Consider the following 11,594-nt stretch of genomic DNA (forward strand, 5'->3'; position numbering starts at 1 on the left):
AACCGGGCAGGATCAAGCGGTGCGCTGATCCGGCGGCAGGCAATAGCCTGTGTGGCTTGCGCGCGCGGCGCCTGCGCTACGCGCGCGGACGCGCCGGCCTGCCCGATACGGGCAAGCTCGACAGCGGTCAGCGACAGGCAGCTAAGCGTCATTTACGTGCGGCAACTATTGGATGGAAATTCGGGAAAGCGCGCCACGCGGTGGGATCGATGAGAGCAATGGCTCACTCAAATGTCTCGTCGCGGGACCGTGCCGCCGCGCTTTTCACCAGCTTGGTGCGCGGCAAGTTGAGGAATCGTAGCATAGCCGGCACCGTTCAGCACCGGGGCGCAACCCTAGCCTTGATCCACGGCATGCGGATGGCATTCGCAGGCGGCGCCGGCCGCGGCCTGCTGCAGGTTCTGCAGGATGCCGCACTCGCTGGCCGGATGGGGCTGGTCGCAGGTGTGGCGCAGCGCCCGCAATTGGCCCTCCAGGGCCTCGAGCGCAACGCGCTGCGCATGGATCTGCTCGATCTGGCGATCCAGCAGGGCGTTGATGTCGTCGCAGGCGAGTGTCGGATCCCGCTCGAAGTCGCGCAGGCGCCGGACGTCGGACAGGCTCATGCCCAGCGAGCGGCAGTGGCGCACGAAATTGAGCTGCAGCAGATGGCTGTCGCCATAGCGGCGATAGCCGTTGTCCTCGCGCTGGGGTGCGTCAAGCAGCCCTTCGCGCTCGTAGTAGCGGATGGTTTCCACGTCGCAACTGCTGTGTTTTGCCAATTCACCGATACGCATGCCGACTCCAGATCACTCCTGCACCCAAGCAAAATCCCCGTAGTAATTACAGGGTCGTATGCAGTGTAGACCACGGGGGCGGGTCTTGCCAGCTCTCTGGAAGCTGGACGCAGCGGCTCAGGCCGGGGCCGGTCCTCGTGCCTGGTCGCGCAAGGTGAGCGCACGCGGCGCGAAGGCCGCGCGCACCACTTCCACCGCCAGTTCGGGCCGGGCGGCGCCGCACATGAAGACATCCACGGCGGCAAAGCCGTATTCCGGCCAGGTATGGATGCTGATATGCGATTCTTTGAGCAGCAACACCCCGGTCACGCCAAGGCCCGGCCCGAAATGCCGGAAGCGCGCATCGACCACGGTGGCGCCGGCGGCCTGCGCCGCCTGGTAAAGCACGCGCTCGACCAGGGCGGCATCGGCCAGCAGTTCGCTGGCCACGCCTTGCAGGTCGGCCAGCAGGTGGTGGCCGAGCACGGCCGGACAGGGTAACGCCGGCGCATTCATGCCTGCGCGCTCACTTGTGTCCGCCGCCGGAGGACCAGCCGCTGGAGCCGGAAGAGCCGCCACTCCAGCCGCGCGCACTGCTATAGCCCGAGGAAGAGCCCGAGCGGCCGGTATCGCCGATGTTGAAGAAGGTCGTGCCGAACAGCACGATGATGCCGTAGACGAGGTAAAGCAGACGCACGCTGTCTTAGTCCTTTCCGGCCCAGCGCTGGACCAGCCAGATCGGCGCCCACAGCAGCAGGAAGCCGACGACGATGGTGAACCATCCGCGGTCGGTGACAAGGGCCACCGGCACGTTGAGGATCGCGAGGAGGATGGCGTAGACCTTGGCGCTCTTGCGGCAAAAAGCGAGGTCATCGGTGCTGCCCGCGCGCGTGCCGGGCGAGGCCCGGGCCGCCTCGGCCAGCCCGGGGCTGGACTTGAACCACAGCGCGACCTGGGAGCGCGGCACGGTGGTGGACAAGGTCCAGACGATCTCTGTATCGGAAGTCTCGCGCGTGAGCCGGCGCGCGGGCTTGCCGAACTCGGTCAGGCGCGTAGTGTCGCCCACCTTGACGTGCCAGTTGAAGGTGCCGGCCGCGTACAGCACCTCGCTCTGGTAGTCGTAGCCCTGCTGGAAGGTCTGGCCCTGGTAGCTCGCGGCGGTACCGGACACCATGCGCGGCCAGGTGTCGAGCACCTCGACCCGGTCCCAGCCGCTGTCCTGTTCGACCAGCCACATCAGGCCGCGCTGCTCGTTGAACAGCAGGTACTCGACCCAGGTGGAGGCTTCGTCCTCGTCGTTGTCGGTGCATTGCATCAGCCCCAGCACCGTGTAGGGCTTGCCGTCGATGCTGCCGGTATCGCCCGGCGCCAGGCTGGTCCGCAGCGCATCCAGCTCGCGCTGCTTCTCCAGCACCAGCGCGGTCGAGGTGGTGCAATCGATCTCGCTGTGGCAACTCGGGCAGACCACGAAGCTGGCCACGCCCGCGCGGTAGGCGATGGCGCCGCCACAGCCCGGGCAGGCCAGCGGCACGGCCTTGCCCCGATAGCGGTCGGCGGTGCCGGCGATCTGGTCGGTCTCGCGCAGCAGCTGGCACTTGAGCTGGTCGAGCTTGACCGCCTGGCCGGTATAGATGGCCGGCGGATCGCCGTCGGCGTAGTCGAGCGTCAGGAAACGGCCCTCGTCGCGGAAGTCCGCCACCTGCGCGGTCCAGCCCGCGCCGACCGTGAACGGCAGTTCGCCCTGGCCACCGGTGCAGCGCGCGCTGCGCACATCGCTGGCCAGGTAGCGATGCTTGTCGAAGTACAGGGGCGTGCCCGGCGTGAGCTGGTCATGGCGCGGCAGCGTCACGCCGTTGAGCTGGGCGGCGGATTGCTCGGCCGTGACGCGCCGGGTCAGCATGTACTGGCCGGAGGCATCGGCCAGCCAGCCGTCGCTGCCGTCGTCGAACAGCACATACCACTCGTTCCACAGCCCGGCGTCGTAGCGCAGCTGGATGCGGCCGACCAGCGTGAAGCCCTGGCCATCCCACTGGCCCGAGGTATGGAGCTGCAGCGGCGTGTAGTCCTCCAGCACGGCGGACATCTTGCCGATGTCCCTGACCGTGTCGGCGTCCTTGAGCAGCGTGCTGTGGCAGTACTCGCACACCACCATCACGGCGGCCGACGAGCGAAAGGCCGCCGGCGCGCCGCAACTTGGGCAATTGATTTCTTGCATGCGTCCGCTACGCTCAGCCGACCAGCTTCTTCAGGATCTCGGCCTTGGCGGTATCGAAGTCGGCCTGGGAGATCAGGCTCTTGTCGAGCAGGTCCTTGAGCTTCTGCAGCCGCGCGGCGGGATCGTCCGCGGGTGCCGCAGCCGGAACCGCAGCCGCCGCAGCGGGCGCGGCGGGCTGTACGCCAGCGGCGGCGCCAAGCCCGCCCGCCATTGCCTGGCCCATCACCGCGCCGGCCGCCAGGCTGGCGCCCAGCCCGGCCACGCCGCCTTCGTTCTGCGCGGCCAGCGGGATCGAGGTGGCGACCTGGTACTGCGTGTACTTCGCCATATCGCCCATCATGCCCATCGAGATGCGGGTGTCGATGGCCTTCTGCAGTTCCTCCGGCAGCGACACATTGGTCACCGCGAAATTATCCAGCGCCACGCCATAGCGCTCGAACTCCGGCGCCAGCTTGTCGCGGATGGTCTGCGACATCAGCGCCTGGTTGGCGGCCATGTCGAGGAACGGCACCGAGGCGCCGCCCAGCGTGGACGTCATGGTGGCGATCAGCAGGTTGCGCAGCTGCTCTTCCACCTCGTCGCGGGTGTACTCCGCGCGCGTGCCGCTGATCTCCGTGTAGAACCTGGCAGCATCGGCGATCTTGTACGAGTACAGGCCGAAGGCACGCAGCCGCACCATGCCGAAATCGGCGTCGCGGATGGTGATGGGCTGGGCGGTGCCCCACTTGCGGCCGATCTGCAGGCGGGTGCTGAAGAAGTAGACGTCCGACTTGAAGGGCGACTCGAACAGCTTGTCCCAGTTCTTCAGGTAGGTCAGCACCGGCAGCGTCTGCGTGGTGAGCTTGTGCATGCCGGGCCCGAACACGTCGGCGATCTTGCCTTCGTTGACGAACACCGCCATCTGCGACTCGCGCACGGTCAGGCTGCCGCCGTACTGGATTTCCATATCCTCCATCGGGTAGCGCCAGGCGAGTACGCCGTCGCTGTCCTCGGTCCATTGGAGGATGTCGATAAACTGCTTCTTGATGAACGATCCGATGCTCATGGCGATCCCCAAAGTTCTCAGCAAATTCCCAGCAAATCCGGCCAGTCAGGACAGGCACGCGGCGTTGATCGCCCCGACCGTCACCGAGATGGCGCCCATCAGCCCGCCCATGCCGATATTGTTCGACTCGATCGCGGTGTCCATGTCGGGCAGCGCGCGCGTCAGCCCGGCGTAGGCCAGCGCCTGGACCAGCATCGCGCCCACCGACCACACCAGGAACATCAGGAAGGTGTCGTTGTGCTGGATGCTGGACGACAGCGTAAAGCAAAAACCGATCATCGCTCCCGACAGCGACAGCGCCGCCGCGAGGTTGCCCTGGCGGATCAGCGCGAACTCGCGAAAGGGCGTGATCCTGGTGTAGACTCCGACGAACACTGCCAGCAGGGCAAGGCCAGCCAGCAAGTGCAGCACGTAGGCGTAGATGGCTTGCATCGTTGTTATTCTCCGGCGGGTTCCACGACTGTGTTCCGGTTCAACTTTTGGCAGTATCTTGCCGGCTACGCTGCCGCGCCGGCGCTCAAGTATATCGTTGTCCATTTCCAGCAATGACAACAATTTACAGCGTGCCAGGCCGATCCTGTATCGCGGCTCGCCTGCTCCCCTCCCTCCCCTGCCCATCCGATCCCGACCGCCGACCCGACTGATTACCTGATGCGCGACCGTACCCTTGTTCTTTCGGTGTTGATCGTGGCGTCCTGCGGGCTCGGCTACGAGCTGATCGCCGGCGCCCTGTCCAGCTACCTGCTGGGCGATTCCATCCTCCAGTTCTCTTCCATCATCGGCTGCTACCTGTTCGCCATGGGCGTAGGCTCCTGGCTGTCGCGCTATGTGAAGGACGAAGACGTGCTGGCGCGCTTCATCGATATCGAGATCCTGATCGGACTGCTCGGCGGCATCTCCGCCGCGCTGCTGTTCGTGGTGTTCGCGTGGCTGTCGGCACCCTTTCGCACCGCGCTCTACGCCATGGTGTTCGTGCTCGGCGTGCTGGTGGGCATGGAGATCCCGCTGGTCATGCGCGTGCTCAACACACGCCGCACCGCTTTCAGCGAACTGGTCAGCCGCGTGCTTACCTTCGACTACCTCGGGGCGCTGGCGGTCTCGCTGGTGTTCCCGCTGGTGCTGGCGCCGCGCCTGGGCCTGTCGCGCACCGGCTTCCTGTTCGGCATGCTCAATGCCGGCGTGGCGCTGGCCACCATCCACATCTTCCGCGACGAACTCAAGCCGGTCATGTCGCGCATGCTGCGTGCCTCGCTGGTGCTGGTGCTGCTGGCCGGCGGCTTCCTGGCTTCCGGGCGGCTCACGCACTGGGCGGAGCGCGGCATGTTCGGCGACGAGATCATCCACAGCGAAAGCACGCCGTACCAGCGCCTGGTGATCACGCGCTGGAAGGATGACCTGCGCCTCTATATCAACGGCAACCTGCAATTCTCCTCGCGCGACGAGCATCGCTACCACGAGGCTTTGGTGCATCCGGTGCTGCAAGCGCTGCCCTGGGCGCGCCGCGTGCTGGTGATCGGCGGCGGCGACGGGCTGGCGGTACGCGAGATCCTCAAGCACAGGAATATCGAGCACGTCACGCTGGTCGACCTCGACCCGGCCATGACCACGCTGTTCTCGCGCAGCGAACCGCTGGTGGCGCTGAACCAGGGCTCGCTCAAGGATGCGCGCGTGCAGGTGGTCAATGCCGATGCCGCGCAATGGATGGAACAGCACAACGAGATGTTCGACGCCATCATCGTCGACCTGCCCGACCCGTCCAACTTCGGGCTCGGCAAGCTGTACTCGGTGCCGATGTACAAGCTGATGTCGCACCATCTCGCCGAGAAGGGCTATGCGGTGGTGCAGTCCACGTCGCCCTACTTCGCGCCGCGCTCGTTCTGGGATATCGACGCCACGCTGCGCGAAGCGGGCCTGCATACCTGGCCTTACCACGCCTACGTGCCGTCCTTCGGCGAGTGGGGCTTCATCCTGGCGGCCAAGCGCGCCGACTACACGCCGCCGACGCGCTACAGCGTGCCGCTCAGGTTCCTCGACGCCGACAGCACCGCGCTGATGTTCCGCTTCCCCGCCGACATGGCGCCGCGCGAGGCGCGCGCGAACCGGCTCAACGAGCAGACGCTGGTGCATGATTTCGAGCAGGACTGGCGCAATGTCATTCGCTGATTGCCGTTGCCTGCACGGGGAGCCCGAATGGACCGCCGCCGCTTCCTGATCGCCGGCGCCGGCACGGCCGGCCTGGGCTTGCTCTCCGGCTGCGACCGGCTGGGCGACGATGCCAGCCGCTTCCTGGCGGGCGTCGGCCTGCGCGAGCCCGCGCCCGTCGTGTTGCGCCCCGGCATGGCCGAAGGCCATGCGCTGCGCGATGCCGCCAGCTGGCCGTCGGCCGTACCCGCGCAGGACGAGATCGTGACCGACGTTGCCATCCTCGGCGGCGGCGTGGCCGGGCTCAGCGCGGCGTGGCAGCTGGCGCGCGGCGGGCTGAAGGATTTCGTGCTGGTGGACGGGCCGGAGTTCGGCGGCAATGCGGCGGGCGGCAATTTCGGCGCCGACCTGGCCTTCCCGCGCGGCGCGCACTACCTGCCGCTGCCCTCGCCCGAATCGACGCATATCCGCGAGATGCTGGCGGATACCGGCGTGATCCGGCGCGACCCCTTCGCCGCGCGGCCGGAGTTCGACGAGCGCGCGCTGGTGCATGCGCCCGACGAGCGCCTGCTCTTCGACGGCAAATGGCACGACGGCCTGCTGCCCAGCGATGCCGTGCCGGACGAGGAGGCCGCGCAGCACGCACGCTTCCTGGCCCGCGTCGAGCAGCTCAAGGCCGCGCGCGGCAGCGATGGACGCAAGGCCTTCGCCATTCCGCTGGCGCTGGCCTCGCAGGATCCGGCCTGGACCGCGCTGGACCGGCAAAGCATGCGGCAATGGATGCTGGCCGAAGGCTATACGTCGCCCACCCTGCATACGTATGTGGACTACTGCTGCCGCGACGACTACGGCGCGGGCCACGAACTGATCTCCGCCTGGGCCGGCCTGTATTACTTCGCCAGCCGCGCGGGCCATGCGAGCGATGCCGCCGACGGCGCCGTGCTGACCTGGCCCGACGGGCTGCATGCGCTGGTGACGCGGCTCTCGGCGCGGATCGATGCGCACCGCGGCGCGGGGCAACAGGCCAGCGCGCAGCCCTGGCGCCGCCCCGGCATGGCCTTGCAGGTACGGGAGCAAGGCCGGGAGGTCTCGGTACTGTGCGCCTGGTGGCCGGACGGCGTGGGCGCCCGGCCGCCGCGCCTCTACCGCATCCGTGCGCGCCGCGTGATCTGCGCCATGCCGCTGCATGTGGCCGCCCGTGTGGCGCCGCTGCGTGAATTCGGATTCGACCCGGCGCGCCACCTGCCGCCCAGCGCGTCGTGGATGGTGTCGAGCTTCCGCCTGCGCGGCTTCCCGCCGGAGGCAGCCGGCGTACCGCTGGCCTGGGACAACGTGGTGCACGGCGGGCGCGGGCTGGGCTATGTGGTGAGCACCCATCAGCTGATCCGGCAAGCGATGCCGGCGGCCACGGTGTTCACCGCCTACTGCCCGCTCGACGCTGCCGCCGACCCGGGCGCGGCACCGCGCCCGCTCGCCGACACCCGCCGCTGGCTGGCGGAGGCCAGCCCCGCCGAACTGATGGACTATGCCACCACCGACCTGCGCACGGCTTACGGGCGCGCCTTCTGGCGCCACGCCGACGCGGTGGAGATCACCGTGCGCGGGCATGCCATGGCCTCGCCGCGCACCGGCTTTCTCGGCAACGCAGGCGCAGCGGCGCTGCGCGCTGCCGATGGGCGCGTCCTGTTCGCCCACGCCGACCTGTCCGGCGTTTCAGTGTTCGAGGAAGCGGCCTGGTGGGGAACCCGCGCCGCGCAAAAAATCCTCGGCTAAGTGTCCGGATGTGATGCTTGCGGTACTACATGTGGCAATGCCGCATCCTGTAGAATTCTCGCCACGGATTCGTGTCGAATCCCCATATCGAGCGATCCCAAACGGCGCCGACCTGGCCGAATCCCTGTTGCCGGCCTCGCCCCTGCGCTTTGTCGCCGGGCTCGCCGGTAGCGGCGCGCCCACACACCGCGCCGGCGCATTGCCCGACCCCGACCTTCCTCTCCAGCAGCGCCCACCCAGCGCCTGATGCTCTCCCCGCGCGCAAGCTGGTCTTGCGCGCACTCGTTGTTCGCCCTTGCGATTTTTCCGTTGGCCGTGAGCACCCGGCGTGCCCGCGATGACCGCAATGCGCGCGCCTGGTTTCCCCACTGTATCGATCACTTCCTCACATCAAAACATGAAACGCGTCCTCCTATTCCTGGCGACCAACCTCGCCGTCATGCTTGTCCTCAGCTTCACCGCCAGCCTGCTGGGCGTGAACCGCTTCCTGACCAGCAACGGGCTCAACCTCGGCATGCTGCTGGTCTTTGCCGCGCTGATGGGCTTCGGTGGCTCCTTTATTTCGCTGCTGATGTCCAAGACCATCGCCAAGTGGTCCACCGGCGCGCAGGTCATCACCCACCCCGGCAACAGCACCGAACTATGGCTGGTGCAGACCGTGCAGAAACTGGCCGACCGCGCCGGCCTGCCGATGCCGGAAGTCGCCATCTATGAAGGCGAGGCCAACGCCTTCGCCACCGGCGCCACCAAGAAGAACTCGCTGGTGGCGGTCTCCACCGGCCTGCTGCAGACCATGTCGCATGACGAAGTGGAAGCCGTGCTGGCGCATGAGGTGGCCCACATCGCCAACGGCGACATGGTCACGCTCACGCTGATCCAGGGCGTGGTCAACACCTTCGTGATCTTCCTGGCGCGCGTGGTGGGCTACTTCGTGGATTCGATGCTGCGCAAGAACGATGAGGAATCGAGCGGCCCCGGCATCGGCTACATGATCACGGTGGTGGTGTGCGAGATCGTGTTCGGCATCCTGGCCAGCATCATCGTGGCTACCTTCTCGCGCCACCGCGAATACCGTGCCGATGCCGGCGCGGCCAGGCTGATGGGCAGCCCGACGCCGATGGTGGCGGCGCTGCGCCGCCTGGGCGGACTGGAGCCGGACGGCCTGCCGCAGAACATGCAGGCCATGGGGATCGCCGGCGGCAAGTCATGGCTGTCGCTGTTCTCCAGCCACCCGCCGATCGAGGAGCGGATTGCTGCGTTGCAGGCCAAGGGCTAAGCGCCTTTCGTCCGCCCCCTCTGCCACTTGGTGGGAGAGGGGGGAAGCCACCGCTACGCAACCTCCCCCCGCTCCGCCGGCCTGGTCCTGAACGCCGCCCGGTACCGCTCCGGCGTGGTCTGCACATGCCGCTGGAACGCCTGCCGCATGACGTCGGCATTGGCAAAGCCGGTGGCATGGGCGATGCCTTCCAGCCGCCGCCCGTCCTCTTCCAGCATGCGCCGCACCGCCTCCACCCGCAGCCGCTCGACGTAGCGCGCCGGTGTCTCGCCGACCTGCCGCGCGAACACGCGCGCGAAGTTGCGCGGGCTCATCGCCACGCGCTCCGCCAGCACGGGCACCGACAGGTCGCGCGCCAGGTGCTCCGCCATCCAGCCCTGCAATTCACGTAATTCCGGACTCTGCGCGCTCTGCGCCTGCAGCAAGGTGGAGAACTGCGCCTGGCTGCCGGGCCGGCGCAGGAACAGCACCAGCTCGCGCGCGACAGCCAGCGATGCGGCGTGGCCTAGATCGTCCTCCACCAGCGCCAGCGCCAGGTCCATGCCCGCGGTGACGCCGGCCGATGTGTACAACTGGCCGGCGCGAATCCAGATCGGGTCCGGGTCCACCTGCACCAGCGGATGGCGCTGCGCCAGGCGCGCGGCGTGGCGCCAGTGGGTGGTGGCGCGATGGCTGTCGAGCAGGCCGGTGCGCGCCAGCACGAAAGCGCCGGTGCAGACCGCGCCCAGGCGGCGCACGCGCGGCGCCTGCTCGCGGATCCAGCCGATCAGCCGCTCGTCCTCGGCCGCCGCCGCATGGCCCGAGCCGCCGGCGATCAGCAAGGTATCGATCGGGCCTGACAGCATCTCGCCGATGCGGTGATACGGCGCATCCGCCAGCAGCCGGATGCCGCTCTCGGTGCACACCAGGCCGTCGTCGCGCACGCTGGCGATGCGGATCTCGTAGGCGGGCGAGCGCCGTCCGTCGAGCCGGTTGGCATGGCCGAACACGGCGCTGGGGCCGGTGACGTCAAGCTCCTGCGCGGGGTCCGGCGCGACCAGCACCACGATGCGCGGCGGGTCGGATGGCAAGGGAGGGCTGGATGGCATGGATGATGGTCTCGACGAGAGTGTGTATGCGTGCCAGCCGCCGATCATACTGGCGCCGGCCGTCACCCCGCCAGCGCCGCCGCGCGTGGCGCTTGCCGTTGCCAGCCCAGCGTGACCAGCAGCGCCACCCCCAACGCGGGCAGCACCGCCAGGTTGACCGCCTGCCAGCCATGGCGGTATAGCACCTGGCCGGCGGCAAGCGTGGCCAGCGCGGTCAGCGCGGCGGCCGAGAATTCGGCCAGCGCCTGGGTACGCGCGCGCTCCGCGGGCCGGTAGCTCTCCGCCAGCAAGGTGGTGCCGCCGACAAACATGAAATTCCAGCCAACGCCCAGGCACAGCAATGCGACGTAGAAGGCCGGCAGTGCTGTCGACGCCAGGGCCACCAGCGAACCCATCGCAGCGAGCGCGATGCCGCACATCAGCATCGGCCCGCGGCCAAAGCGCTGCAGCAGCCAGCCGGAGAAGAAGGATGGCGCGTACATCCCGACGAGGTGCCACTCGATGATCTGCGCGCCCTGCTTGATGGTGTGGCTGCACGCCACCGCGGCGATCGGCGTGGCGGTCATCACGAACATCATCACCGCATTGCCGATGCCGTTGTTGGCGAAGGCCGCGAGGAAGACCGGCTGGCGCGCGATCTCGGCCAGCGGGCGCGCGGGGAGTGCCGTGTCGCCGTGCCCGGCGGCTACCGCGGCGGCGGCTTGGGCGGGCGGCTCCCGGTAGCCGAAAACCAGCAGCAGAACCGTGGCGAGACCGAACACCGACACCACCGCGTAGGAGCCCGCGAAGGGCTGCGCCACCATCAGGTTGCTGCTCCACGCCGCGATGGCGGGGCCGCACACGGCCGCCACCACGCCGCCGGTCAGCACCGTGGAGATCGCGCGCGGCTTGTCGGCAGGCGCGGCGGCATCGGCGGCGGCCAGCCGGTAGAAGCGCGCGAAGGCCTGGAACACGCCGACCAGCGCGGTACCCACGCAGAAGGCGGCGAAGTCATGGTGCGCGATCGCCCACACGGACACCAGCCCGCCGGCGCAGCACGCCAGCCCGCCGAGGCTGAATGCCGCGCGGCGGCCCAGCCGCTCGATCAGGAAGGCGGCGGCGATGGCGGTGAGGGCCGATGCGACGGTGATCAGCGCAAACGGCAGCGTGGCAAGCGCCTTGTCAGGCGCGAGCGTGTAGCCGACCAGCCCGGTCAGCGTCAGATCGACGGACAGGGCCGAGGTAAACAGGGCCTGGCAGATTGCCAGGACCCGGGCCTGGGACATCGCGGGACGTGCCATCGGGCGCTCCGGTGTAAGGG

General features: G+C 68.3%; 11 protein-coding genes. 3 read left to right on the top strand and 8 right to left on the bottom strand.

Annotated elements, in window-relative coordinates:
* Positions 1-335 precede the first annotated feature (335 nt).
* From AC1DKD_RS13770 to AC1DKD_RS13795, 6 genes are all read right to left on the bottom strand, one after another.
* On the bottom strand, positions 336-776 hold the full coding sequence (locus AC1DKD_RS13770; RefSeq protein WP_045242294.1) for a Cd(II)/Pb(II)-responsive transcriptional regulator: 441 nt from the start codon (positions 774-776) through the stop codon (positions 336-338).
* 117 nt (positions 777-893) lie between these two features.
* Positions 894-1,271: an adenosylmethionine decarboxylase gene (gene speD, locus AC1DKD_RS13775; protein ID WP_441637180.1), complete on the bottom strand. Its 378-nt coding sequence runs from the start codon at positions 1,269-1,271 to the stop codon at positions 894-896.
* 10 nt (positions 1,272-1,281) lie between these two features.
* On the bottom strand, positions 1,282-1,452 hold the full coding sequence (locus tag AC1DKD_RS13780) for a hypothetical protein (RefSeq protein WP_441637182.1): 171 nt from the start codon (positions 1,450-1,452) through the stop codon (positions 1,282-1,284).
* Positions 1,453-1,458: 6 nt separating this feature from the next.
* A complete protein-coding gene (locus AC1DKD_RS13785) occupies positions 1,459-2,970 on the bottom strand; it encodes a DUF4178 domain-containing protein (protein ID WP_477102467.1) in 1,512 nt (503 codons plus the stop codon).
* Between the two features lie 13 nt (positions 2,971-2,983).
* Positions 2,984-4,015, bottom strand: a complete 1,032-nt coding sequence (locus AC1DKD_RS13790; protein ID WP_276290777.1) for an SPFH domain-containing protein — start codon at positions 4,013-4,015, stop codon at positions 2,984-2,986.
* Between the two features lie 45 nt (positions 4,016-4,060).
* A complete protein-coding gene (locus tag AC1DKD_RS13795) occupies positions 4,061-4,447 on the bottom strand; it encodes a DUF350 domain-containing protein (RefSeq protein ID WP_441634485.1) in 387 nt (128 codons plus the stop codon).
* A gap of 219 nt (positions 4,448-4,666) precedes the next feature.
* Between AC1DKD_RS13795 and AC1DKD_RS13800 the strand changes: the two genes are divergently transcribed.
* The 3 genes from AC1DKD_RS13800 to htpX all read left to right on the top strand — a co-directional run bounded on the left by AC1DKD_RS13800 (position 4,667) and on the right by htpX (position 9,206).
* Positions 4,667-6,178 (top strand): polyamine aminopropyltransferase, encoded by a 1,512-nt coding sequence (locus AC1DKD_RS13800; protein WP_441634487.1) that lies wholly within the window; start codon positions 4,667-4,669, stop codon positions 6,176-6,178.
* 27 nt (positions 6,179-6,205) lie between these two features.
* Entirely contained in the window at positions 6,206-7,930 is a 1,725-nt protein-coding gene (locus tag AC1DKD_RS13805) for an NAD(P)-binding protein (protein ID WP_441634489.1), read from the top strand.
* Between the two features lie 397 nt (positions 7,931-8,327).
* A complete protein-coding gene (htpX, locus tag AC1DKD_RS13810; RefSeq protein WP_045242287.1) occupies positions 8,328-9,206 on the top strand; it encodes a protease HtpX in 879 nt (292 codons plus the stop codon).
* 53 nt (positions 9,207-9,259) lie between these two features.
* On the opposite strand, the gene AC1DKD_RS13815 is transcribed toward htpX, so the two are convergent.
* Entirely contained in the window at positions 9,260-10,294 is a 1,035-nt protein-coding gene (locus AC1DKD_RS13815) for a GlxA family transcriptional regulator (RefSeq protein ID WP_441634494.1), read from the bottom strand.
* Between the two features lie 62 nt (positions 10,295-10,356).
* The gene (locus tag AC1DKD_RS13820; protein ID WP_441634496.1) at positions 10,357-11,574 is read right to left on the bottom strand and encodes an MFS transporter; all 1,218 of its coding nucleotides are present in this window, start codon (positions 11,572-11,574) and stop codon (positions 10,357-10,359) included.
* Positions 11,575-11,594 lie beyond the last annotated feature (20 nt).

The organism is Cupriavidus sp. 05T313, from assembly GCF_056396665.1.